We start from the raw sequence: 26,042 nt of genomic DNA on the forward strand, positions 1-26,042 counted from the left end.
AAATTGATTTATCTTCTATTCAAACTAATCAGACACCAGCCTTCTATTTTCATCTCATTTTATATATCGGCACAGTTAGCTAAAACTTTATAGCAAAAGAAAAAATACTAAGACATTTGTCTCAGTATTTTAGTTAATACTATAAAAGTTTAAATAAAGACATAATCCCCTGAATGATAATCATATTGCAAGCTTCCACTATTTTTACATTGATCATCAACAAGTGCACCGTTTTTAATCTCGATTACACGATTATGTACTTTATTTACAATAGCTAAGTTATGAGTAACCATAATAATGGTCGTACCCGTCAAATTAATACGATAAAATAAACGCATAATTTCTAGCGCGGTTTTAGGATCTAAGTTTCCAGTCGGCTCGTCTGCAATGAGAACTTTAGGCTTGTTAACGATTGCTCGTGCAATTCCAATTCTCTGTTGCTCCCCACCAGATAATTGTGTGGGTTTTTGATCCGCTTTGTCTTCAAGTTCAACCTGAATGAGCGCTTCCATTACACGATTTTTTATCTCTTCAGGATTTGTTCCGATTACTTCTAATGCGTAAGAAATATTTTCAAAAACTGTCCGATTTTTCAGTAAGCGGTAATCTTGGAAAACAACTCCGATTTGGCGTCTTAACTTGGGTATATCTTTACTTTTTATTTTCGCTAAATCAAATCCACAAACAGTCATCTTTCCTTTCGTCATTTTCTCTTCTCGGATAATCAGCTTTGCAAAAGTTGATTTTCCAGAACCACTTGCTCCAATGACATAGACAAATTCTCCAGCTTCAATCGATACCGATATATCCCGAAGTGCTTTTACTCCTTTAGGATAGGTTTTTCCTACATTTTCCATCTTAATCATGCTTCATCACCTATATATCCTCAAATTCTTTCCTGACCCAGTTTGAGTCAACCTACCGTTGTAAATGCATTTGCCTTAGGAGAAGTATCACTAACTGTTTTACCAGGCTTATTATTTCAGCAATAAATTTTCGCTTTATTGTTTGAACTGATTGATGACTGACATCATTTCATCTGTCCCTTGTGCTACTTTCATATTCAAAGAATACGAACGTTGGGCTAACATCATATCTGTGATTGCGGTAGCCAAATCTGTATTCGAGGCTTCTAAATAATGCTGCTGAATGGAGCCATCTTGTTCGACAAAATCGCCAGTATAACTAAATTTATTCTCTCCTACAGAAACCATCGCATCTGCATTAGCTGGATTAAATAATAAAATTCTTCCAACCACTTGATTTTCGTTTGCTGTTTGAATACGAACGTCACCATTTTCAGCGATACTAACTTCTCCTTGTGCCCACTGTTCAGATGGAATTACTGAGTCAATCGACAAGCGGTCGCCTTTACTATTTGTAATGGACTTATCACCATTTAGTTGAAATGCTCCATCACGAGTCAAATAAAACTGATTATTCTCATCTGTTACTCCAAAAAAACCATTGCCTTCAATCGCTAAATGGTAAGGGCTAGTATCAGAAATAAGCGATCCCTGAGTATGATTCATTGTTGCGATCGTACTTTTAGTTCCTCTATTAATTCCACTATTTTGCGTTTGATCTGATAAAAGAAGATTCTTACTCGTTAAATCATTTTTCAATAATTCGCTAAAATGATTGTTTTTAGATTTATAACCTGTAGTATTTACGTTAGCAATATCATTAGATAACGTATTCATTGACGCTTGGATAGCATTTAATCCACTTTTACTTGTACTTAAAGAGATATTCACTTATTCTTCCTCCTAAACTCTTCCAATTTCATTGACGGCTTTTTTCAAAGTCTCATCAGCTGCACTTAACGCTTTTTGATTAGCCCCGAATTCTCGAGAGACAAGCATCAAATTCGTAATTTCATCAACGGTTTTAACATTTGATGTTTCAATCATGCCTTGATAAACGGTCATTTCACCATTCATCGCCGCTCCACCTTGTCCCGTATATAACGTTCCACCCATACTTGTTAGCGTCGCTGGGTTTTCAAACTCCGTTAGCAGTAGTTGCATGGCTGTTCCATTGATTCTTCCGGCACTATCTACAAAAAAATCTGTTGCGTTTACTTGAATCGGTCTTGCTTGGCCTGTTGCGTCTCTTCCCATTACCCTATGTCCATCTTGACTAACAAGCTCACCAGTAGCATTTACTGAAAACTGACCATTCTTTGTGTAATACGTCTGACCATCATCTCCGGTTAATGTGAAAAAGCCATTGCCACTCAACGCAAGATCTGTTTGAGAATTGGTTTCTTTTAATTCACCTGGTTCAAAATTTTTATAAACTTCATCTAATTGATTGCTGAAATTATACCCACCTAGCGTTTGCTGTTGATCCAATTGCGGTTTGTCTAAAGAATTGATGAGCGTATTACCAGCACGTGTGCTTTGAATCAATTCTTGTGATTTGTATCCTGCAGTATTTATATTAGCTACATTTGCACTGATATTTTCTTGTCTTTTTTGTAAAACATTAAAATTTCGACTAAGTGTATCCATACTTCTAATCATCGTATTCTCTCCTCATTGACTCTCTGAGTTTTAGTATTATTTTCCCATGAATTTGTGAAACACGCGGAACAGATATGTCAAAAACGTGTGCGATTTGTTTTAACGATAGCTCATCAACGTAGTACATGTTTAAAATGATTTGTTCTCTTTGAGATAATTTATCGATGTGGACACTCAATAATGCTTGACGTTCTTTATCGGTTAGACTATCTTCAGTATTGTTAACTTGTTTGTCTTCTAAAAAGTTTATTAACTCTGTTTCATTGCCATCGTCACTGAACATTGCTTTTTCTAAAGAAACAGAAGCTAGCTGATGGACGGTTTCATGAATTTTAGATAATTGCTTTTCATTGATGCCTAGTTCCTCACAAATTTCTAATTCTGTCGGTGTTTGCATCAGTGATTTTTCAAGATTTTCTTTGGCACGGTAGTATTCATTTAGTCGAGTTAATCGAGTTCTTGAAACAGGTGCTGTTTTTCTGACTTCGTCAATGATGGTCCCTTTAATTCTAATATAAGCATAGCCTTCAAAGGGCACTTTTTTTGTTTTATCAAACTTTTCAAGAGCATCCATTAAGCCAATAACACCGATGTTATATAGATCGCCGCGATCATACTCACTGCGTTTAATTGTCAGACCATTTACCACCTTTTCCACTAAGGGCAGGTATTTTATGATTTCTTTTTCTCGATCATTTTCATAATACATCTGCTTTCCTCCTCATCTAGAAAACTGGATTAACCTGATTTTTTACATTGTTTATTAACTTTCAATCATCCCAACGCTCTCAATAACAACATCATTAGGAACTTCGTTTAACGATAAAACAGCTAAATCAGGAAAATTGTATGAAATTAAATTTTTCATAGCTGGCCTAATTTTAGGTGACGACAATAAAACATGTGGAATTCCTTGCATCATTAATTGATTTTGAATTGTTGTAATACTATCAAATAATTTTGTTACTCTATCTGGTTGAAGCACTGGAATAGACCCACCAGAAGATTTTTGGATACTGCGACTAATCATTTCTTCTGTATCAGGGAATATCGTCACAACTTGTAATACTCCATTTTCATCTAAGTGAGGCCTGACGACTGTCCTATTGAGCGATTGACGCACGTACTCGGTCAATAGCTCTGCTTCTTTGGTTGTGTTGCCATAATCTGCTAACGTTTCTAAAATCGTGACTAAATCGTTAATAGGGATGTTTTCTTTCAATAGGTTTTGTAAAACTTTTTGAACCTCACCCAGTCGTAAAATATCTGGGATTAATTCATCAATCACAACTCCATACTTATCTTTGATTCCTTCTAATAATTGCTTAACTTCTTGTCTGCCTAATAATTCATAACTTGATTTATAGAGCGTTTCTTTCAAGTGCGTTACCAATACCGTTAACGGTTCAACAACGGTGTAGCCTCTTAAATCAGCTGTTTCTTTATCTGACTCATTCACCCACATGGCATCTAAGCCAAAAGCTGGTTCTTTTGTTGGAATCCCATCAAAATCAAAATCCGTTTCACCCGGATCTACAATCAGAAATTTATCCAGAAACAGTTCTCCTTTAGCAACGGTATTCCCTTTAATTTTAATCAAGTAACTATTTGCGTTTAATTGGAGATTATCTCGGATACGAACAGGGCTAAGAAGAATCCCTAATTCATGAGAACTTTGTTTACGGATGTTGGAAATATGATCCATCAAGTTATTGTCTTGCGTATCATCTGCAATTGGAATCAGACCATAGCCAATTTCAACCGAAATCCGGTCAACTTGAAAAGAAGTAATGGACTCTTCTTCATTTTTTTCCTGACTTGTACGCATAGCTGCCTGATTTTTCATTTCATCTTCTTTGTTTTCTGTTTGTTGGTTCTTATCATTTTCCATTGTTAGATAGCCACTAACACCGGCTGCTAAACCTAATAATAAAAATGGAAAGGTAGGAAAACCTGGAATAATAGCAAATACGATTAAAATAGAAGACAACATAAACATAACTTTTGGTGCACTAAATAATTCTTTGCCTACAACACTACCAAAGCCACTATTGCTTCCTGAACGAGTAACCAATATTCCGGATGCAACAGAGATTAGTAAAGAGGGAATCTGACTAACTAAACCATCACCAATCGTTAATTTCCCAAATTGATTCAACGCTTCCATGATACCCATATCGCTTTGTACCGTATGGATAACAATCCCACCAATCAAGTTAATGACTGTAATAATGATACCTGCTATGGCATCGCCCTTAACAAACTTACTCGCTCCATCCATAGCTCCAAAGAATTGTGTCTCTCGTTCTAAATCAGACCGTCTTCTTTTCGCTGTGTCTTCATCAATTAAGCCTGAATTTAAGTCGGCATCAATCGACATCTGCTTTCCTGGCATCGCATCTAAAGTAAAACGAGCCGATACTTCCGATACTCGACTAGCTCCGTTTGTTACAACCATCAATTGTATAATAACAATAATAATAAAGATAACTGCACCAACAACCACATTATTTCCTGCTACAAAATTAGCAAAGGTATCAATAACTGATCCAGCTTCACCAACAGTTAAAATCAATCGAGTTGAAGAAATATTTAACGCTAATCGAAACATGGTCGTGATCAACAGTAAGGTTGGAAAAGTTGAAAACTCTAATACGCTTTTAGAAAAAAGAGTCAATAGTAAAATAGTAACAGATAGCGCAATATTGACGACTAACATAAAATCCAATAAAAAAGACGGCAACGGAATAATAATCATTCCTAAAATAGCCACTACAAAAAAGGCTATTAATACATCTAATGATTGTGCTAGTTTTTCAAATTTCCCCATAAAAGCAGTTAACATTTCTTCGACCCCTCATCCTTTTTAAACATTAAATTTTGTGTTTGGTCATTTCTTCCATTTGATAAACCAGAGCTAAAATCTCAGCAATCGCTTGATACAAGTCAATTGGCACCGGTTGTCCAACCTCAATGGATTGATACATGGCTCTAGCAACAGGTTTATTTTCTATAATAGGTACATTTGATTCTTTTGCCCGTTCTTTTATTTTGACTGCTTGATGATCCGCTCCTTTGGCAACAATAACTGGAACTTCATCTTTGCTTTTATCGTAACGAATAGCAATAGCTAGATGAGTTGGATTGGTAATGACGACCGTTGCCGTTTCCACGTCGGCCAACATACCACTAGTCAATTGTCTATGGAATTGCTTCCGCTTGCCTTTAATCTGTGGATCTCCTTCACTTTCTTTGTATTCATCTTTTAGCTCCTGCTTAGACATTTTCAAGCCGTTTCGATAATCGTAAACTTGATAAATATAATCTGCAATACCTAGAACTAATAAGATAATTCCTAATTGAACGCCTAATTTTTTTATGAGTTCCATGACCAAAAAGAATAATTTTTCGGTGCGAACGTTGCTAGAGTTTATAATTGGATTGATAGATGACGAAATCATTAAGTACGCTATCCAAAAAATGAGTCCCAACTTCATAATATTTTTTAACAAGGCAAACATTGTTTTTTTGCTAAACATATTCTTAAAACCACTGACTGGATTTATCTTTTTTATATCGAATTTAATGGCCTCAGCAGAAAAAAGAAAACCCGTTTGTAGCATACTTGCTACTAGTGAAGCAAAAAAACCAATAACTAGAAATGGTCCTGCTAAGACTAGCGTAAATAGAATAGCATTTATGCCGATACTACCTAAATTATTTTCTAGTCCGTCTACTAAAAGACCTTCTGATAAGTAAAATCTTAAGTATAAAAATCCTTGTTTCAATATGTATGGTCCTAAAGAGGCTGAAGCGCCGACAAAAACAATGAACGTGACAGCAGACGTTAGATCTTGGCTTTTAGCAATTTGTCCCTTTTTCCTTGAATCTCTTATCTTCTTAGGACTGGGTTTTTCTGTTTTCCCATCTTTTTCTGCCATCTTTTCTCACCTCACACTGTCGGCAACGACTGGATAAATTCATTGATATACTTAATCATCATTGGCAATATTTCTTGAATGTTACTTGATATTGATGGCAACAATAACAAAATAAAAATAAAACTAGTGATTATTTTCAAAGGCATCCCTAAAATCAAAACGTTAATTTGCGGAACTGTTCGAGAAATCAGTCCCAAAATAACTTCTGTAAATAGAGCCACTATCATTAATGGTGCAGCCAAGTTAATAGCTGATTCAAAAATAATTAAATACAGTTTAACCATTCCTTCGACACCAAAGTTACCTAGGTTCGTGCTTTCTATCGGAATAGACTGAAATGTTTTTATAACTGTTTTTAATACTAAATGATGCAAATCCGTTATAAAAAAGATACAAATAGATAACCAATAGTATATTTTTCCATAATAAGACGAATTTACTCCTAAGGCTGGATCAAATACAGCTCCCATTTGAAAACCAACTTGAAAATCGATAAAATTACCAGCCATTTCAATTGCTGAAAAAATTAATTTTGTAATGAATCCAATGGCTAAACCCAACAGGACTTCTTTCATTACTAATACTAAAAAAACTTGTATAGAAATTACTGTTGTTAATTCTGCTGTTACTGGATACGCTGCAATCGTTAAACCAACAGATAAACCTACTTTAACTGTATTGGGTAACCCTTTCATCGAAAATCCAGGACTAATAATGAAAAAAGCAGATATTCTCATTAAAATTAAAAGAGCCGTTTGAACTTGAAGACCTACTATTCCATCAATCACATTGTTGCAATCATTTCAAAAATCGTTTGAGTAAATCCAATTAAAGCATTTAACATAAAATTACCAAAAACAATTAGTGCAACAACTACAGCTAAAATTTTTGGGACGAAGCTTAGTGTTTGTTCTTGTAATTGTGTCGTTGCTTGTAAAATACTAATTAATAAACCCACTACAAGAGCAATGATTAATACTGGACCAGCAACGACAATCATGGTCATGAATGCTTCTCTAATAACATCTAAAACTTTTATTATTGTCATATTACACTCCTATTGAAAGCCTGTAACAAGTGATTCGATAACTAAATACCAACCATCAACTAGTACAAATAGCAATAACTTAAATGGCATTGAAATCATAACTGGCGATAACATAAACATTCCCATTGACATCAAGATACTTGCTACTACAATATCAATAACTAAAAAGGGAATGAATATTAAAAATCCAATACTGAAAGCTGTGCGCAATTCACTGATTGCAAAAGCTGGAATCACAATCGTTAAGGGTACATTATTTAAATCTTCTGGTTTCTTCGTTTCCGAAATATCTAAAAATAGTTGAATATCTTCATCTCTTGTTTGTCTATACATAAATTCTTTCAACGGCACCTCAGCTTTTTCAATTGCTTCTTGTCCAGAAATTTCTTCATTCAAGTAAGGTGTTAATGCCTCATTTGATACTTGAGAATAAATAGGCTGCATCACAAAGAAGGTCAAAAACAAAGCAATTCCTGTTAACACTAAATTAGGCGGATTTTGTTGTGTTCCTAATGAGCTTCTGACGAAAGACAACACCACAATGATGCGCGTAAAACTTGTCGTTAAAATTAAAAATGTTGGTGCTAAACTAAGTAAACCCATCAATACATACAACTTTACAACGTCTGACGTTCCATCTGATTGGCTCTCAATCGCGTTCGTCAAACTATCAATAAGATTCTCAGCTGAAACAACTTGTGGAAAACTAAAAACAAGTAAAAAGAGGGTAAAACATAAACTGAATAAAACTTTTTTTTTCAAGTTTATTTCCTCTTTTCATAAAAATTTTGGTACCTTGTTTGAAACTGCTTAATCCAATGGGTAAGGTTGCTATTAAGTGGGTTAGGAGAGGTAAGATTGCTTACATCTACTTCTTGAGTTTGAATAATCGCTTCTTTTTCAGAATCATTTAACTCCCTAAGGATTTCATTGTGTGTCTCCGTAAAACTCATCACATAATACGTACCTGCTATTTCTACAATGCAGATAGATGAATTTTTATTTATTGCCGTTCGCTCAATAATACGGATTGCTTTTCCTTTTTTTGTCATAAAAGTATTTAAATATTTCAGACTATAGTTGGCGATAAAAATAATCACAACTAAAGCAACAATACTTTTTACTACATATCCTAATCCTACACCCAATTCCATTTACAGCTTCCTTTCACATTGTTTATTGCATAATAATATTTGTAATAAAGATATCACTAACTATTTTTTCATCCAGTGATTCGTTGATTTGATTAATTAGTTCTTTTTTGAGGACAAGCAATGTCTGATCTTCTCCAAAAATAGTCTCAGCCGTTTGTTTTCGCAAGACATTAATAATAGCGTTTCTAATTTGAGGAGTCTTAGATATAATTAATTCTTGTGAGTCTTTTTCATCGCTGTAAACAGATAATTCAATTTTTAAAAACTGTTCTTTTTTTTCATTTTCTGAAGATAAATTAACTAAAAACTCTTCTAATGGTACAGTCGTTTCTACTTTCTTTTCTTCTTTTAAACTCTTAATAAGAGTTTGTGCTTTTCCCGAAGTAAAACCAAAAACAATTACACCAATAATCACAACGTTAGCAACAATAATAATAACAGGAATCAGCCATTTTTTCTTTTTCTTCTTCTTTTCACTGTTCTCTTCATTTTCTTCAGACGATTTATTTTGCATTTATTGCTCGACCTCCTGACTATCGTAAACAATAACCATATTTACTCTTCTGTTTACAGCTCTATTTTCATCTGTATTATTAGGCACACTTGGACTATACTCACCATACCCTTTAGCTGATAAACGTCGTGGATCAACACTTTCTGCTTCACTTAGGTAACGTATAACGGATATAGCACGTCCTGCTGATAGTTCCCAATTATTAGAAAAATCTGCATTTATAATAGGAACATCGTCTGTATACCCTTCTATAATAATATCATTTTCTAATGAATTTACTAAGTCAGCTAATAACGTCAAGGTATTTTTCCCTGGTTCAGAAACATCTGCACTTCCAGAAGCAAATAAAACTGATTCTTGAATATCAACAAAAACACCCTCTATATCCATCTCAATAGAGACTTTTGAGGCTAGATTGTTTTCTTCTATATAACTAGTCACTTTTTCATACAACTCTTTTATTTCAGGGTTAATCCCCTCTTCTTCAGGAACAACAACTTCTTCAGGAGGAATAGGTGGGACTGGTGGATCTTCCATAATTGAAGTCGAGTCTGTTAAAATGGTCGTACCGCCACCTCTTCCATTTAATGCCATTTGAAGGGATTGAGAAGCTTCTAAAAACTTTGCTTCACTAACGCTAGACATCGAATACAGTAAAATAAAAAAAGTTAACAACAGAGACATCAAATCAGAAAACGTTACAATCCATCCACCTGAACTTTCCGCTTTTTGTTCTACTCTTTTTTTTCTTGCCATCTTTACTGCTCCTCACGTTGAAGTTGTTCAGCTTTTTCTGAGCCTTTTTCTTTATAATTATTAGGCAGATAGCTCTTTAATTTTTGCTCGATAATACGTGGATTTTGACCTGATTGAATCGACAGTACCCCTTCAACAATCATATCACACATCTGCATTTCTTTATCTGTTTGTAATTTCAAATTGGTCGCTATTGGTAAAAAGACTAGATTAGCCATAAAGCTACCATAAAGAGTCGTTAGTAAAGCTGTTGCCATTCCTACACCAATTGCACTTGGGTCGTCTAATTCACCAAGCATAATAATCAGTCCAATCAAGGTACCAATCATACCAAAAGCTGGAGCTAATTCTCCCCATTTAAAGAAAATCTCTTGTCCTTCACGGTGTCTCTTTTCGATATTATCTATTTTTATATCCATTATTTCTTGAATATTTTCTGGGTCCATTCCGTCAATAACCATTTGTAATCCTGTTACAACTAAGTCATTTTCTTCCTCTTTCAAATCACCTTCGATAGAGAGAATACCTTTACTTCTAGCTTTTCTTGAATACTCAGCAAAAAGTTCAATTAATTTTGCATAATCTTTATTCGGATCCATGAATAAATTTTTAACAACAGATGGAATCTTCTTCAACGTTTTCAGTGGATAACTAATCAATAAGGCGCTGAATGATCCACCTAGCGTAATAATCAGTGATGGCCCATCAACAAAACTCGTTAAGTTCCCTGAAGACGTAATAGACCAAACAATTAAACCTACTCCTAAAACGAACCCAATTAATGGTACAATGTTTTTTTTCATTGTTCTCCCTCTAAAAAACCGTTATGTATTTTTCTTTTAAATAGAATTACTTTTTCAACAATTTCTGGCTCTTTTTCTATCACTCGTAGTTTTTTCCCATCTATTAAAGTAATAATTGTATCGAAAGAACGGTCTATTCTATAGATTAACTCACAATTCAAATAAAATTCTCTTCCTGAAACATCTGTTAATGCAATCATCCTACATCCTCATCCCTAAAGCAAATACGCTATTTTAATTTTTTTCACTAGGAAGCATCCATTTTTTTAGTGCAAAAACTAAAAAATAAATAGTCGAATAATCTCGTAAGATTATTCGATAGAATCTATTTTTCAAAACGATTATCTCTTCAGGTTAATTAATTCTTCTAACATCGTGTCTGATGTTGTGATACTCTTTGAGTTAGCTTGGTAAGCTCTGCTTGTCACAATCATGTCTGTAAATTCGTTCGCTAAATCAACGTTAGACATTTCTAAAAATCCTGAACGGACAGAACCGTATCCTGGGTCAGTAGGGTTGCCCAATAGTGCTTCTCCTGAGTTAGTTGTCCCAGCATATAAGTTTCCACCTTGTTTTTCCAAGCCACTTGGATTTGAAAAGTTTGTTAAGGCTACACGACCTAAAACATAAGATTTTTCATCACTATAGGTTCCTACAACAAATCCTTCTTTATCAATTGTATAATCTTTTAAGCTTACCTCTTTTGGTGGGGTACCAACTGTTAATGTTTTGAGAATATTTATTGGTTCAGGTGTCTTTCCTAAGACATCCGCCGTAAAACTACCATCATTTAAAGCTGGAACTCCACCAGTGTATCCCATGACACTTAGTCCAGCACTTGTTACTAAGTTTCCTTCATAATCTTGATAAAAACCACCATCACGGGTGTAAAAAGTTTGATCCCCACTTTTAACAACGAAGAATGAGTTCTCTCCACTTTCGATTGCAAAATCTAATAGTCTTCCCGTTCCTTGTAGAGAACCACTTGTCATAACCGTATCAATTGAGCCTACTTGTACACCTAATCCAACTTGTTGTGCATTTGTGCCGGGTTGAGCTCTAACATTGGTTTGACTAATGATATCTTCAAAGCGAACTCTTCCTGTTTTAAAAGAAGTTGTATTAACGTTAGCAATATTATTTGAGATAACATCCATTTTAGTTTGAATATTTTTCATTCCTGTAACACCTGAATACAAAGATTTTAACATCTTATTTCCTCCATTCAATTAATCCGTTTTATTTCTTACGGATTTTAGACCTATTAGTCTCAATCAGTTTAATTGGTAGTTTTTTCTTATGCTTTACTTGTTGCTTCTAAAATATCATTTAAATAAAAAGACTTTCCATTGACTTCAACAGTTGCGTATCCTTTATCAAACCGGACTTTTTCAACTACTCCAGTCAAGAAACTGTTGCCATCTACTACTTTTATTTCTTTACCCATTAAATTAAACGCTTGTTGTTGCTGGTTAATCAATAAACCAGAATCTATTTTTTCTGAAATTTTAGACAGTTGATCTAACATGTTAAAAGTAGCCAATTGGGTTAATTGATCTGTCTCGCTGCCACCACCACCCTCACTTCCACCTGGCATAGCTGGCATTTTCATCGTTGCAGCCATAATTTGTAAAAAGTCATCTGTCGAAATTTCATTTGCCTTACCCTTAAGCGGGGCCAAACTTTTTACTGAACCGATATGAAAATCATTTGGAATAGCCACTTTTTTCCTCCTTTACTAACTAAACTAAAATACTCAATCGTCCTGTTTTCTTGTTTATTTCAGGAGTGATATTCATTGGAGCACTTTTAGTAAATGAACCTCTATCGATCATTCTTTTTGATTGTTGCTCTTTTTTTTGTTGCTTTTGATCAAAACGAGAGCCGTTTTGTTCTGACGTCGCTAATTGAATGGTTACATCACCAATTTGAATAGAATGACGGTTCAGATTATCAGATAATCTTGGTACGTTACCTGTTAGTAGTTCTTGTATTTTTAAACTATCCACAACAATTTTTGTAGTCAGCACATTATCTTTTAATTCTAAAGAAATAGAAATATCTCCCATACCTTCTGGCGCAAGGGTCAATTTTGCACTAGATTGTCCTTTTAGCTGGACTTGCTCTATTTCTTTGGAGATAAGTTGATTTACTTCATTAGCAACTTTTTGCCTTATTGTATCTTGATTAGTTGTTTTTGTCACTATTGATTCAACGCTAGGTCTTTGAGCACCGACTAATAAATCTGGTTTGATAGTTTTATCTCCACTCTCGTCTTTGATTAGCGGTTGTTCTTTTTCAACTATTTCTTTAGAAAGTAAGAATGAGTCATTTTTTGGTAAATCGATTTTACTAGCTAGTATAGTATTATTAATTGGCTGAATCAGCTTTTCAGTAAAATCTTTGACTTCAATAGAATCTTTGACTTCCACTGAAGAGGTTTGGACTATTCCACTATCTTTTCCTAGTACCCCTGGTTTTTTAAATTGAGACCACTCTCTTGATAACATTCTTTGTGTAGTCAACTGATCAAAATGAGTTGGTTCAACTTTATCTTTAGCCAGTATTAACTCAGTCTGCGTTTTATCTGCTTGTACATTTCGTTCATTTGTACTTCTTTCGTCTAATTTAAAGGCAGTATCTAACGGACTCTTTTCTAAATGAGTCGTCTTTTTCTCCTTATCACTATCAATGAGTGGGGATAACTCTTTATTTTCCAAGGGTTGAGTCATTGCTTTTAAGGATTCTCTTGCCTCAATGATTGGAACTTGAGTTGGTTCGCCGTCTTTTTTTATTTCCACCGGCTTAGACCACTCTTTTGTTAGCCAACGTGGTGAAGTAAATGGATCAAATACTATTTTAGCCGCTATCTGTTTAGGTATATTTATCTCTATTTTACTTTCATCTCGTAATACCGGAATCTCGCTCACACTTTTTTGAGTATTGAGTGTTTTATCCGATTCTGTTTTAGTCTCTAGAATTCTACTTTTCGAGTTAGTCATGTCTTTATCCTCAAAATGAGTCGCTGCTACCAACTCACTCGTTGCTACTGGTTGACTAACCAACTTTATCTCGTCTTTTAAGTCTGGAACTGGAACTGGTTTTATTCCAGTTTCTTTCATTGGCAACTCTAGTGTGGCTAACTGGTCTGAAGTCATCTTACTTACTGCGTTTTTAAATTCAGTTGCCTCATTCTTATTTCGACTAAATGATGCAGCTGACTCACTTGTGTTGTTTTGAGTCGTATTGATTGTATCTAATTTAGTAGTATCTTCTCTAACATCATTGCTAACGATTTTTGAGAGAATAGGTTCCTTCTCATTAATTTTATTCGTTGCTACTGGTATGTCTTTTTCTAGTGAAGGATTCTCATTCTTAAGAACTGAATCTTTCTCTGGCAGACCAACTTTTTCTAGCGAATCTTTTACTCTAATAGAAGGAATCTGTTCTAATTTATTTACTTTTTCTATCCCTCTTAGTTGTCCAAGTGGGTTCCAATCTTTTTTAGTTGATGTACGTGGCGTAATGGACTCATCCAAATGCTTCTCATTTGTTTCAACTTTAACTACCGATTGATCCGTTTTACTTTTATCTGTTAGCACAATCGGCTCACTTGTTTTATTCTGAGTCGCTATCGCTGTATTTAATAATTCTGGTGTCATTAACTTGTCTAAGATTGGCTTACTTAATTGATCTTTAGCTCCTGTTATTTCAACTTCATTTTGCTTAATTGGTATAGTTGTTTCATTTGTATTTTCTTGAGTGATGCTTGGTACAAATGATTTACCGATAACCTCTTTACTCTTACTGTTGAACGTTTTTTGGATAATTGATTCTTCCTCATCCGTCTCATTTACCACTACAGGTGCTTTATTTTCTGGCAAAGGTTTTTCACTCTTATCGACTAAATCGCTCTCTAACGGATGGACTTTTTCTAGCGAATCTTTTACTTGAACAGAAGGAATTTGTTCGAATTTATTTGCTTTTCCTACTGTACTTGGTTGTTCCAGTTGGACCCAGTCTTTGGTCAGTATACGTGATGTAATGAACTCGTTAAAACGATTCTCACTTATCTCAACTTTAGGTGCTAGTGTGTCACCTTTATTCTTAGCTGTTAATCCAATCGGCTCACTTGTTTTATTCTGAGTCGCTGTTATTGTATCTACTTTTACTGCTACTTGTTGATCTTTTTTTATTACCTGATCGTTTTCATCAACACGGACTTCGGGTAACACCTCGTTATTTTCTAACGATTGATGCTCTGTTCCTAGCGAATCTTTTATTCCAACAGAAGGGATTTGTTCTAGTTTATTTGCTTTTCCTACTGTACTTGGTTGTTCCAGTTGGACCCAGTCTTTCGTCAGTGTACGTGATGTAAGGAACTCGTTAAAACGGTTCTCACTTATTTCAACTTTAGGTGCTAGTGTGTCACCTTTATTCTTAGCTGTTAATCCAATCGGCTCACTTATTTTATTCTGAGTCGCTGTTATTGTATCTACTTTTACTGCTACTTGTTGATCTTTTTTTATTACCTGGTCGTTTTCATCAACACGGACTTCGGGTAACACCTCGTTATTTTCTAACGATTGATGCTCTGTTCCTAGCGAACCTTTTATCCCAACAGAAGGAATTTGTTCTAGTTTATTTGCTTTTCCTACTGCACTTGGTTGTTCCAGTTGGACCCAGTCTTCTGATAACACATGTGGTGTTTTTAACTGATCAACTACCATTTCACTTACTCTATCATTTAAACTAACCAATTTAGCTTTATTTTTATCTATTAGGACAGTCGGTTCACTCGTATTTTTTTGATTTATTGCTACTGTATCTAATTTGTCCTTAATCTCTACCCCATCTTTTTCTAGTAAAGAATTTTTATTACTAACAATACTATCCTTATCTGAATGATTCACTTTTTCTATAGTTTGTTTTTTATTAGAAGATAAAAAGTCTAAATTGCTCTCTTCTTTAGATAAATTAATGGGTTTTTCAAGTTTATCCCATTCTTCAGTTAAAATGACTGGTGTTGTTACTTGTCCATCTTGATCAGCTACAGATATATTTACTACATTTTTAGCCCTTGTTATAGACTTTTCACTTTCAGCTGAAACAATTGGTATACTCACCGACGATTCAGATAACTCTCTATTTAATTCCGGTGTTTTAGTCCCTCTATCTGATTTTAGATTAGTTTTATTCTCTTTAATCGATGTGCTTTCCGTATATATCTTTTTCTCAAAAGAAACTATAGACTGATCTTCATCAGTAGTATCTAGCAATGTTTGACTAGTTTCTATCATTTTTTCTACTTGTTGCTCTTGAACAAATAACGGTTTGTTTGATTCGGTTGCTACCTCAGCTGTTTTTATGTATGCCACATCTGGTTCTTGTATAGCCTCTTTTTCAACTTTAGGTATCGTTATTTTTAATAATCTGTCTTGCTCCTGTTTAACCGTTGTAACAGACTCTAAAAAAACTGATTCATTTTCTTTTTCTCGTTCATTTGCTACTTGTTCTTCTTTAGTTTTAGTTGTGGGCTCAAGTTTTTTTTCAGTTAACTGTTTTTTCGTTTCTTTAGATAGCTGTTCTTGAAATTGTTCTTTAAAAATAGGGATATTTTTTACATTCTTGTCCACAAGAATTGGTTCCGTACTATTTAATGATTGGATGAGAAGATTAGTCAATTCGCTCACTCCTTTCTTATTTTTATTTAAAAAAGATTTTTTATGTATCTACACTATTTTATAAAAAAACTTAATAATAACTTTTTCCATAACTTAACGTAGCCATCTCATCTAATTGCTTTTGTTCTTCATTTTTTTCTTGAGTCATTAAAAGGTTAAATTCTTTTTCTTTCAATTTCTCCATTATCTTTTTGTCTTTATGAGCTTCCATTAACTCTAAACGAGCTGTTTCAACTAATTTTGTAGCTGTTTCAACTTGATTTTTTTGCTGGATAATACGCTCATCTAACATTACTTTGTACATATTTTGACGACGTAAAATATCTATACGAGTCGTTGTTAAGCTCTCATTTTTAATTTTAATATTTTCTTGAATCATCTCTTTTAATACTAACTCTTGCTGACTTTTTTCTCTTTGCGCATCTCCAAGACTTTTTTTCTTAGCTTCTTCCGTATCCGAACGCCAATCCAATACTTTTTCCATCGAGAATTTAAATTTACTCAATACATACACCTCTTTTTATTTCGTTATCCGATTGACTACCCACCCATTTGAGAGGTTTTAAATAAGGTGTCTAGCGATGTGACTACATCCTCAAATGATATTTCATCATCCACTTGTTGTTTCAAGAAATCTTTAATTGGCCTATTTAATTGAACAGCTCTATCAACAAGTGGATTGCTTCCTGTTCGATAAGCTCCGACGTCAATTAAATCTTTTGAATCAGCATAAATAGCCATATTTTCTTTCAAACTGCCCGCCGCTAAGTGGTGTTTTTCTGTTGTAATGTCTTTCATTAACCGACTAATACTATTTTGAATGTCGATTGCAGGATAATGATTTTCTGAAGCTATTTTACGAGATAAGACAATATGACCATCTAAAATTCCTCGTACTGAATCAGCAATGGGTTCATTCATGTCATCTCCTTCAACAAGAACAGTATAAAAAGCGGTTATCGATCCTGTTTCTGACATCCCACTTCGTTCCATTAATTTTGGCAATGTCGTAAAAACAGAAGGCGTATAGCCTTTTGTTGTTGGTGGCTCACCAGTTGCTAATCCGATTTCCCTTTGAGCCATTGCGACTCGAGTAACGGAATCCATCATTAAGACTACTTTTTTCCCTTGGTCACGAAAATATTCTGCAATTGTCGTTGCGACTGATGCACCTTTTAAACGAACAAGAGGCGGCATATCTGATGTTGCACAAACGACTACAGACTTTTTGTAACCTTCTTCTCCAAGATCTTTTTCAATAAACTCAAGAACTTCTCTACCCCGTTCTCCAATTAATCCAATCACAATAATATCTGCTTCAATGTAACGAGCTATCATACCGAGCAATGTACTTTTTCCAACACCACTACCGGCAAATATCCCCATTCGCTGGCCTTCACCAACTGTCAACGTTCCATCGATTGCTCGAATACCAGTTGGTATAACATCTTTAATTTTTTTTCGCTTAAAAGGATTCGGTGAACTACGGTTTACATCATAAAACACACCATCAACCACTAAAGTTTCATCCATTGGCCGGCCTAATCCATCTAGCGTATTGCCCAACAATTTCTCACTAATTTCAACTTTCAGTGTTTTACCAGTTGGCCGTACTAAACAACCTGGACCAATGCCATCTAATTCATCTAATGGCATCAGTAAAACGGTCTCATCCACAAAGCCAACGACTTCACTTAAAGCAATACGACTAGAAGATTTTATCTGTATTTCACACACTTCACCAACAAAAGCATCTAATCCCTCGACTTTGATAATCAGACCCGTTACTTGACTAACTTTACCTAGTTTTAAGTAGTAGCTTTTTTTATTCAACTGGTTATGATACGCTTCAAAAGGTAGACTAAACATGGTTGTTTCACTCCGTCTCTTTCATCTCTTGCAACATCGCATCTAGTTGCTTTCTTACTTGTAAGTCAATAATCGCATGCGCACTTTCAATTGTACAACCATTTTTATCAAGTGTGTTATCTGTCAAGACCGCAAAACGAATTTCTGGATGTTCTTTTTCTAACTCTTTAACGGATTTTTTAACTAGTTGGCTTTGTTCAGATCGAACGGATAAAGTAATCAATTGATTTTCACGCCTCAACCGGTGGATAACCGGTTTAACTAAGGCCATTACTTGTTCTGAAGAAGCATCAATTTTGTCATGGACAATGGTTTCTGCCATATGTCCTGCCAAATCCAATAAGGCTTCTTTTTGTTCTTGGTAATATTTTTCAACAAAGGCTTCTGCTTCCGCTAGCATTTGTTGCATAGCTTCTTTCATCTGAGTGCTCTCTTCTTGTGCTTGCTGCATTCCGGCAAGATACCCAGCAGAATATCCAGCTTCATATCCGCTTGTTTGTCCTTCAATAAAACCTTTTTCAATTGCATCAGTTTTTAAATCTTCTGCTTCTTTTTGTGCTGCTTTTATTAAGTTTTCTTTTTGCGTTTTCGCAGCAGACACTTCAGCTTTAATGGTTTCAAGCACTTCGTCGCTGACACCTTGTTGAGATTGACTTGATGTTTCATTTAAGGCCATTATTTTTTGAACAGCTAACTTAGTGCGGATAATAGAAGGTTGGGCTTCTGAAAAGGAGTGACCCTTTTTAATAATATTATGAGATGATGGCATCTTGTTCTCCTCTTCTCAAATAAACTTCACCTTTCTCATCTAACACACGGATAACAGAAACCACTCGTTGCTGCGCTTCTTCTACTGCTGATAAACGAGAAGGCCCCATAAATTGTAAATCTTCTTTGAGTGTTTCACTTGCACGTTCTGAAAGATTAGCAAAAATAAACTCTTTGATTTCGTCTGATCCGCCTTTAAGTGCCAATGCCAAGTCGTCATTATCGATTTCTCTAAGGACTTTTTGAACATCTGCTCTTTCAAGAGTTGTAATATCTTCAAAAGTAAACAGGCTAGCTTTGACTTCTTCAGCTAATTCAGGTTGTCTTTCTTCTAATACACTAATAATATTTTTCTCTGTACTTCTTCCAACAGAATTAAGAATTTCAACTAATGTTTTCACTCCTCCAACTGTTTCCATTTCATTTTCAATGTAATTAGAGAATTTGTTTTCAATGACTTTTTCAATTTTTTCAATAATAGCTGGTGACGTACTTGTTATTGTTCCGATTCTTTCAGCAATTTCTGATTGCAAATGCAGCGGGAATTGAAATAAAATTAAGGCTGCTTTATCTGGTTGCATGTAACATAAAATTAAAGCAACCGTTTGTGGCTGTTCATTTAGCAATAAATTGGTTAATTGCTGTGGATCAGCTTTTCTAGCAATATTAAATGGTCTTTCACGTAGTTGAATCTGATTCAACATATCTGTTACTTCTCTTGCTCTTTGTGCCCCAATTGCTATATTCAATAGCTTTTTAGCGTAATCAATTCCACCATCAATCATGTACTCTTTTGCTCGTGACATTTCAATAAATTCATTTACAATAGCATCTCGTTCTTCCGGCTTTACGTGATCAATATTGGCAATCTCGTAACTAACCTTTTGAATATAGCTATCAGGCAACGTTTTTATAATTTCTGCTGCTGCCTCAGATCCTAAAGAAATTAATAATATAGCAGATTTCCTTACACCATCCATCTCATTCATCATAACCATCTACTCATCTCTCATCCAAATTTTTATCAGATCTGCAGAAGCTTCTGGATTTCCTTTTACATAGTCTCTTGCTGCTTTTTCTTTAATAGACATAGATTGATTCAGCTCTTCCACTAATTTTGATGCTGCTTGATCGTCTGTTTCCATTTGCTTTATTTTTGTCAGCTCATCTTGCTTTTCTTTTATCTTTTGCAATCTAATTACCTCTAACTCATTAGTTAAATCGTCTCTGGTTTGTGAACTGACTACTTCATCAAAGTCTAATTCGTAATTATTTCTATTTTTAGATTTCTTCATAAACATTGCCAAGAGCATGATTAATAGTAAAAGAATTCCCAAACCTCCGGCTAAATAAGGCCAATCTCTTAGCAAAGTTTCTCTAATTGTGTTGCCTATAATTTCTTTAGGGTCTGTCTCTATATTATCATCTGGTCCTTTTGCAAATTCCATTCCTTGAACGGTCAGCTGATCGTCTCGCTCTGCAACAAACCCAATTGTCATTTGCGCGATTTCTTGGACTTGATCTTCTTCTGCTTTACTTAGTATCTTGTTTAAAATAATCGAAGTAGACAGCCGATTGAGTGATCCAGGCGCTTTAGTCGTACTTGTCGTTTCTGAATCTAGCTCATAGTTAGCTGTTCGATCGAAAGAAGAATTCACTCCATCTTCGCCAACAACTTCGTTGATGACAGTAGCCGCCTCATCATCTTCTTGGGCTAAATCAATGGTTCCTCCATCAGCAGAAATGGTTTCACTTCTCAAAACAGGCTCTTGTGAGTAAGCGATACTTTCTTTTTGAATTGAATCAAAATTCATATCTGCGCTTACGGCAACATTAATGTTTTCTTTACCAAAAATCGGACCCAATGTTTCAGCTAATTTTTCTTCCAGTTCTTTCTCATACTGGTTTTTAATCGCTTGATATTTACTAACTATATCTGTCGCGTTTAAACTACTGTCATCTTCAAGAGATGCACTTAAAAGATTGCCTTTTGTATCAACTATTTTAATATTTTCTTTAGGTAAATTTTCAACTGCTCCTGCAATCAAGGAGGCGATTCCCTGTACAGCTGAATTATCAGGTATTTGACCATTACTGGTTGTTAAAACAACCGATGCTGAAGCTTTAGCTTTATCTTCTTGATTCGTAAAGACGCTCTCTTCTGGCATTGATAACAACACTTTAGCCGTTTCAATAGAATCTAATGCCGAAATAGACCGTTCCAGTTCACCCGTTACCGCCCGTTGGTACATAATTTTTCGATCTTCATCTGTTGCCATCATACTCGTTGTATCGAATATTTCAAATCCTGTTGAGTTTTGCGGTAACAAATCATTAACTGCTAAATCAATCCGATAAGTATCTACCTGATTTTCTTCAACTAAGATAGTTGTCCCATTATCTTCTAATTGATAGTTGATTTTTTTTGTTTTCAAATCATTTACAATCATCCCAGCATCTGCTTCTTCTAAATTAGTAAATAAAATAGCATAGTCTACTTTTTGTGTGTAATACGTTAATCCCAATACTGATGCTGTAATTAGGACTAACAAAATAGCTAAGCTCCTTCGTTTCCCTTTGCTTAAACCAGTCCATCCCGCTTTTATTCCATTGAGCCTATCTTGAACATTTCCCATTAGTGCTGTAGCTCCCTTTATTACTCATTAAAATTGCATATTTTTTACTTCATTATATGCTTCAAGGCCCTTATTTCTAAGCTGTAAAGCTAAGTCTAACGTTAATTGTGCCTCTGATGTTCGAATCATCACTGTATGTAAGTTATCAGCATCTCCAGTAATCAAGCTTTCTACTGCTTGTTCAGATGATAATTGTTTGTCATTCAACTTAGTCATTGCTTGCTCGATCAGTCCCGAAAAAGCTTCTGACAATGGTGCTTCTTGTGCTTTCGTATTTGATGCAGTTGCTGGGTTCATCCCCGTCAATAAGCTAGCTGTTAATCTTTCTATATTCATTCAAATTCTCCTCTACCTTAATCATTTTTCGCTTAATTTGTTTTAATTTCCAATGCTTTTTTCAACATTTCTTTACTTGCATTCATCGCTGTCACATTCGCATCATAAGTCCGTTGGGTCATAATCATTTCAATCATTTCATCAGCCATATTCACATTTGACAATTGCAAATATCCCTCTTCATCAGCATCTGGATGAGTAGGATTATATTCCGTAGTCAAGCCCGTATTATTTTCTACTATTGCTGTCGTTTTCACACCAAAACTTTTTCTTTCAATATTTTCTGTAAAGGAAGATTTGACTTGTTTAAAATTCTCTTCAAACTGCACTTCTTTTTTTAAATACGGACCGCCTTCTTCAGTTCGTGTTGTATTGACATTAGCAATATTAGTCGAAATTGTATCTAATTTTAATCTTTCTAAACTTAGGCCACTTGCGTTAATATGTAAAGAATTAAAAATAGACATCGCTTATCCCTCCAACTAATTTTATCATCTTGTAATGGCACTGTGAAGCATGGCATATTTAGCATTTAATTGCGCAACAAGTGCATTATATTGAATTGTTGTTGCTGCTTCATCGGTCATTTCCATGTCAATATCAACATTATTGCCATTTTCTTTCATGGCTGTGTCCGTTCTTTTTGTCACAATAGGTTTTACTTCATAAGGGTTATTTGCTCCAATATGCCGAACGTTCGTTTTTCTCATGGCTGTTCCATCATACGCTTTTTTTAATTGATCTTCGAAATCAACTTTATTAACTTTATAGTCAGGTGTATTGACATTTGTAAGGTTACTTGAAATCATTTGTTGTCTTAGCTCAGTTGCATCAAGAGCATTTTTCATTAAATTATAAGTAGAATTACTCATTTTTTATTGCCTCCATTACGAACTAGTTTTTATTCTATAAACAACCTTCATAAAAGAAGATAATTCTGTTGAAACAAAAAATACATACGTTATGTATATATTTTAAAATAACATATAGTTTTTTAACTAGAGATTGTCTATCCATTCGTAGAGTTTAGTATAACCGAATTAGATTCATTGAGCAATAAAATTTCTATGATTATTTTTAATCTATTTTATTCTATTTAGTCTACACATTTTAAATTACAATATTTTTATTAGTTGAATCAATTCTTATCAAACCTATCCTCTCTAGTAAACGCTTACCTATCAAAAAAATAAAAAATCCTTACTTTAGAAAAAAAGTAAGGATAACACTATTCATTCAACGTTTTAAAAAATAGAGGACAGTTGTGTCTAAAAATCGACATTTTTAAATTTCAATCCATGTATCCCGTAATTCTTCTAAAGAAACTCGGATTTTTTTTATACTTTCTGTATCTTTTGAACGATTAGCATTAATTAACTCGGTTATAAAGTAATCGTACAATCGATTTAAGTTTTCAGCGACTTCTCCACCGTTCTTGAAATCTAAAGTAGCCATTAATTCTTGAATAATATCTTGGGCTTTAATTAAGGCATTACTTGTTTGTTCAATTTTCTTTTCAGCAGCAGAAAGTTCGGCTAGCTTTAAATTTTTAATTGCTCCTTCATATAACAGCACAACTAATTTTTTAGGTGTCGCATTTAAAATTTGATTTTGTTTATAAATATTCGAAACATTTCTGTAATCCATTGGTTCATCTTCCTTTTTAAATGATTTTTTTTTACTTATGTAACGGTCATCTAACTCAGACTAATTAATATAGATAACCGCTTCTTTTTTATAGCCCTTTATCAATAAAAAAAGGTTCACGTTTAGCTGAAACATAGTTGTCACGAACTTTATTTTTTTGATTGATTTGTTTTAGCTGTGAAACCACTCTTGATCGTTCACTAGTAATCATTATTAAGATATTTTCTTGAATCATTGTTACTTCATTTTGCTTTTCTATTTCGCTATCAGTATAAGGTAAAAAAGGTTCATTAGCTACTTGTTCCATCAACTTTTGCCACTTCGCTATATTTTCTTGATTCGTTTCTGTGATATTCAGGGCATGTTCTAGTGTACCATCCCATGAAGTGATTAATTGCCAGATTGTTTCCAATAGATTAGCCCTTAGTTGATTCCACTTTTTAGTTGTTGCCATCTTCTACCCTTCTTTTTAACCATTATTTGTTACTTGGTGGATTAAACTGGCTACTTAAATAAGCCATTTGCGACTCAGCCTGCATCATAACCGTATCTAGACGAGTAAACATCGCAATATAATTGGCTCGCTTTTTTTCTAGTCGTTCATTGAAACTCGTGATACTTTTACCGATATCTTTTATTTCATTCTCAAATGTTTTGGATTTATTTGTAATAATACCGGTTTTATCAGAAATATAACTATCAATCAGCGAACGCATTTTTTCAGCCATGCCTTTTTCTTTTTCAGCAGCAACAACTGCTTCACCTTCAACGCTCGCTTCTTTTTTTTCAGGATTGAAAAACAGGTTTTTTACTGCCGCTGGATCATTAGCTAAAGCTTCTTTTAATTTTTTTGTATCTAACGTCGCTTTACCTGCCCGATCGACTGTAATTCCCAAATCTGACATATTTCTGACAGAAGTACTGCCATTATTTACATTCGCTGTCATTAACGAACGAAGTCCAGTTTCTAAGCGAATCAAGGAACTATCCCCAACTAAAGCACCTGTTTTATTCTTTTCTGCTGAAGGATCACCGATATCTAGTTGTGTCCCAATAAAGCTTAAAATAGAATTGTATTGGTCAACAACATCTTGAATGGCTTTTTCTGTTTTTGCTGTATCTTCTTTTACTGTTACAGTCATTGGTTTCCCAACTTCACTCAATTCTTTCAGTGTTAATGTCACACCATCAATTGCATCTTCAATGGTATTGGTATCTTTTGTAATCGTTATTCCATCAACTATGATTTCGGACGTTTTACCTGTACCAAGCGCTGGTCTTTTATCTGCATCAGTTGTATCTGGATCTAGCCCTAATTCGCTAACAATCGAACTACCGGATCCGGGTTCTATTCCACCAATACTAAATGTCCGTGCTCCCATTTTGGTATCAGTCAAAATAAGTTGTCGATCGATTATTTTGGCTTGAATACCAGATACTTTTGTTTTATCATTTATTTTATCAACGATATCTTTTAAACTATCTTCTGTTTTAATCTCTATTATAGCTCTATTTTCTTCAGGTTTATCTGAATTATAGTCGTTGTTTGTAATTGAAAATTTACCTTGTAAATTTAATGCCTCGTTAACCGATTTTCCTGCTGTATTTGTAATTTTCCCTGAAGTCATTGTTGCTGAAGTCGCTAAACGAATAACTTCAACGGAATAATCGCCTAATTGAGCATTTTCTTTTGCAGAAATAGCTAATTTAGTTGTATTTGAACTTGTAACATCTCTAGATTTAAAGGTTTTTTCTTCTTCTAAACTACCTAGTTTTTCATATAAACTGCTTAAGCGCGTATTGATATCTTTCCAGGCGTTTTTTTCAGTTGTCAAACTAGCTTGCTTATTCGAATATTTAACTAGTTTCCCTGACTCTGCTTGAATTAAGGAGTCGACTGTTTTCATGTCAATTCCTGAATAGGAACCCATGAAGCTTAAATCATTTGCCATATGTTCACTCCTTTCTATCTACGATGATACCCGTTAAATCCCATAACTCAACAACAACATCCATCATCTTTTCAGGTGGGATTTCTTTAACGACTTCATGTGTTTGAGTGTCAATCAATCCTACAACGGTTCTGCCTGTTACTTCATGCACTTTAAATGAAAATTGTGCATTGAAACTTAAAATAGAATCATTTATTTCAGCAACTTTTTTCTCTAGTTCTTCTTTAGAAAAAATTGTTTCTTGTAGCTTTTCTTCTTGAGAATGAGTAGTTTCATTTTTTAAGTTAATTTGCGCATATGGCTCAATCCCAATTGGTCGTATTTGAAGGGCATGATTGATAGCCTGAATAATATCCACCTTTATTTTCTCCATTCATCTGACAAACACAGTTCATTATAAACTAAA

At 34.4% G+C, this 26,042-nt stretch carries 29 protein-coding genes; all 29 read right to left on the minus strand.

The features are described 5' to 3' along the window. Window positions 1-149 precede the first annotated feature (149 nt). On the minus strand, window positions 150-866 hold the full coding sequence (gene ftsE / locus ACMHYH_RS08590) for a cell division ATP-binding protein FtsE (RefSeq protein ID WP_414838990.1): 717 nt from the start codon (window positions 864-866) through the stop codon (window positions 150-152). 135 nt (window positions 867-1,001) lie between these two features. Continuing rightward, window positions 1,002-1,757 (minus strand): flagellar hook-basal body protein, encoded by a 756-nt coding sequence (locus ACMHYH_RS08595; protein ID WP_414838991.1) that lies wholly within the window; start codon window positions 1,755-1,757, stop codon window positions 1,002-1,004. A gap of 12 nt (window positions 1,758-1,769) precedes the next feature. Next, entirely contained in the window at window positions 1,770-2,528 is a 759-nt protein-coding gene (locus tag ACMHYH_RS08600; protein ID WP_414838992.1) for a flagellar hook-basal body protein, read from the minus strand. Then, window positions 2,521-3,237, minus strand: coding sequence for a sigma-70 family RNA polymerase sigma factor (locus ACMHYH_RS08605; RefSeq protein ID WP_414838993.1), 717 nt, complete (start codon window positions 3,235-3,237; stop codon window positions 2,521-2,523). Before ACMHYH_RS08605 ends, ACMHYH_RS08600 begins: the two co-directional genes overlap by 8 nt. 54 nt (window positions 3,238-3,291) lie before the next feature. Next, a complete protein-coding gene (flhA, locus tag ACMHYH_RS08610) occupies window positions 3,292-5,373 on the minus strand; it encodes a flagellar biosynthesis protein FlhA (RefSeq protein WP_414838994.1) in 2,082 nt (693 codons plus the stop codon). A gap of 28 nt (window positions 5,374-5,401) precedes the next feature. Next, complete coding sequence (gene flhB / locus ACMHYH_RS08615; protein WP_414838995.1) at window positions 5,402-6,469, minus strand: flagellar biosynthesis protein FlhB; 1,068 nt, start codon at window positions 6,467-6,469, stop codon at window positions 5,402-5,404. An 11-nt stretch (window positions 6,470-6,480) separates the two neighbouring features. After that, complete coding sequence (fliR, locus tag ACMHYH_RS08620) at window positions 6,481-7,257, minus strand: flagellar biosynthetic protein FliR (RefSeq protein ID WP_414838996.1); 777 nt, start codon at window positions 7,255-7,257, stop codon at window positions 6,481-6,483. Beyond that, entirely contained in the window at window positions 7,254-7,517 is a 264-nt protein-coding gene (fliQ, locus tag ACMHYH_RS08625; protein WP_414838997.1) for a flagellar biosynthesis protein FliQ, read from the minus strand. The genes fliR and fliQ overlap by 4 nt, the downstream gene beginning before the upstream one ends. 9 nt (window positions 7,518-7,526) lie before the next feature. Further along, window positions 7,527-8,285 (minus strand): flagellar type III secretion system pore protein FliP, encoded by a 759-nt coding sequence (gene fliP / locus ACMHYH_RS08630; protein WP_414840377.1) that lies wholly within the window; start codon window positions 8,283-8,285, stop codon window positions 7,527-7,529. Then, window positions 8,282-8,671, minus strand: coding sequence for a flagellar biosynthetic protein FliO (locus ACMHYH_RS08635; RefSeq protein WP_414838998.1), 390 nt, complete (start codon window positions 8,669-8,671; stop codon window positions 8,282-8,284). The genes fliP and ACMHYH_RS08635 overlap by 4 nt, the downstream gene beginning before the upstream one ends. A gap of 22 nt (window positions 8,672-8,693) precedes the next feature. Then, window positions 8,694-9,185, minus strand: coding sequence for a flagellar basal body-associated protein FliL (fliL, locus tag ACMHYH_RS08640; RefSeq protein WP_414838999.1), 492 nt, complete (start codon window positions 9,183-9,185; stop codon window positions 8,694-8,696). Beyond that, window positions 9,186-9,941, minus strand: a complete 756-nt coding sequence (locus tag ACMHYH_RS08645) for a flagellar motor protein MotB (RefSeq protein WP_414839000.1) — start codon at window positions 9,939-9,941, stop codon at window positions 9,186-9,188. Between the two features lie 2 nt (window positions 9,942-9,943). Then, window positions 9,944-10,744, minus strand: coding sequence for a motility protein A (locus tag ACMHYH_RS08650; protein WP_414839001.1), 801 nt, complete (start codon window positions 10,742-10,744; stop codon window positions 9,944-9,946). Then, the gene (locus ACMHYH_RS08655; RefSeq protein ID WP_414839002.1) at window positions 10,741-10,944 is read right to left on the minus strand and encodes a flagellar FlbD family protein; all 204 of its coding nucleotides are present in this window, start codon (window positions 10,942-10,944) and stop codon (window positions 10,741-10,743) included. Before ACMHYH_RS08655 ends, ACMHYH_RS08650 begins: the two co-directional genes overlap by 4 nt. Window positions 10,945-11,085: 141 nt before the next feature. Beyond that, complete coding sequence (locus tag ACMHYH_RS08660; RefSeq protein WP_414839003.1) at window positions 11,086-11,955, minus strand: flagellar hook-basal body complex protein; 870 nt, start codon at window positions 11,953-11,955, stop codon at window positions 11,086-11,088. 86 nt (window positions 11,956-12,041) lie between these two features. Further along, window positions 12,042-12,467 carry a flagellar hook assembly protein gene (locus ACMHYH_RS08665; protein WP_414839004.1) on the minus strand — a complete coding sequence of 142 codons (426 nt, stop codon included), beginning with the start codon at window positions 12,465-12,467 and terminating at the stop codon, window positions 12,042-12,044. Between the two features lie 19 nt (window positions 12,468-12,486). Next, window positions 12,487-16,428 (minus strand): flagellar hook-length control protein FliK, encoded by a 3,942-nt coding sequence (locus ACMHYH_RS08670; protein WP_414839005.1) that lies wholly within the window; start codon window positions 16,426-16,428, stop codon window positions 12,487-12,489. 70 nt (window positions 16,429-16,498) lie between these two features. Then, entirely contained in the window at window positions 16,499-16,933 is a 435-nt protein-coding gene (gene fliJ / locus ACMHYH_RS08675; RefSeq protein ID WP_414839006.1) for a flagellar export protein FliJ, read from the minus strand. A gap of 35 nt (window positions 16,934-16,968) precedes the next feature. Beyond that, window positions 16,969-18,297, minus strand: coding sequence for a flagellar protein export ATPase FliI (gene fliI / locus ACMHYH_RS08680; protein ID WP_414839007.1), 1,329 nt, complete (start codon window positions 18,295-18,297; stop codon window positions 16,969-16,971). Window positions 18,298-18,304: 7 nt separating this feature from the next. After that, on the minus strand, window positions 18,305-19,066 hold the full coding sequence (locus ACMHYH_RS08685) for a FliH/SctL family protein (RefSeq protein ID WP_414839008.1): 762 nt from the start codon (window positions 19,064-19,066) through the stop codon (window positions 18,305-18,307). Then, complete coding sequence (fliG, locus tag ACMHYH_RS08690; protein WP_414840378.1) at window positions 19,050-20,054, minus strand: flagellar motor switch protein FliG; 1,005 nt, start codon at window positions 20,052-20,054, stop codon at window positions 19,050-19,052. The genes ACMHYH_RS08685 and fliG overlap by 17 nt, the downstream gene beginning before the upstream one ends. 9 nt (window positions 20,055-20,063) lie before the next feature. Next, on the minus strand, window positions 20,064-21,701 hold the full coding sequence (gene fliF, locus ACMHYH_RS08695) for a flagellar basal-body MS-ring/collar protein FliF (RefSeq protein WP_414839009.1): 1,638 nt from the start codon (window positions 21,699-21,701) through the stop codon (window positions 20,064-20,066). Window positions 21,702-21,728: 27 nt separating this feature from the next. Continuing rightward, a complete protein-coding gene (gene fliE, locus ACMHYH_RS08700) occupies window positions 21,729-22,037 on the minus strand; it encodes a flagellar hook-basal body complex protein FliE (protein ID WP_414839010.1) in 309 nt (102 codons plus the stop codon). Between the two features lie 32 nt (window positions 22,038-22,069). Further along, window positions 22,070-22,504 carry a flagellar basal body rod protein FlgC gene (gene flgC, locus ACMHYH_RS08705; protein ID WP_414839011.1) on the minus strand — a complete coding sequence of 145 codons (435 nt, stop codon included), beginning with the start codon at window positions 22,502-22,504 and terminating at the stop codon, window positions 22,070-22,072. A gap of 24 nt (window positions 22,505-22,528) precedes the next feature. After that, window positions 22,529-22,909: a flagellar basal body rod protein FlgB gene (flgB, locus tag ACMHYH_RS08710; RefSeq protein ID WP_414839012.1), complete on the minus strand. Its 381-nt coding sequence runs from the start codon at window positions 22,907-22,909 to the stop codon at window positions 22,529-22,531. Window positions 22,910-23,321: 412 nt separating this feature from the next. After that, window positions 23,322-23,684: a flagellar export chaperone FliS gene (gene fliS, locus ACMHYH_RS08715; protein WP_414839013.1), complete on the minus strand. Its 363-nt coding sequence runs from the start codon at window positions 23,682-23,684 to the stop codon at window positions 23,322-23,324. 88 nt (window positions 23,685-23,772) lie between these two features. After that, window positions 23,773-24,138, minus strand: coding sequence for a hypothetical protein (locus ACMHYH_RS08720; protein ID WP_414839014.1), 366 nt, complete (start codon window positions 24,136-24,138; stop codon window positions 23,773-23,775). A 22-nt stretch (window positions 24,139-24,160) separates the two neighbouring features. Then, window positions 24,161-25,636 (minus strand): flagellar filament capping protein FliD, encoded by a 1,476-nt coding sequence (fliD, locus tag ACMHYH_RS08725; protein WP_414839015.1) that lies wholly within the window; start codon window positions 25,634-25,636, stop codon window positions 24,161-24,163. 4 nt (window positions 25,637-25,640) lie between these two features. Further along, a complete protein-coding gene (locus ACMHYH_RS08730) occupies window positions 25,641-26,009 on the minus strand; it encodes a flagellar protein FlaG (protein WP_414839016.1) in 369 nt (122 codons plus the stop codon). Window positions 26,010-26,042 lie beyond the last annotated feature (33 nt).

The organism is Carnobacterium sp. TMP28 (assembly GCF_047553015.1).
Taxonomy (GTDB): Bacteria; Bacillota; Bacilli; order Lactobacillales; family Carnobacteriaceae; genus Carnobacterium_A.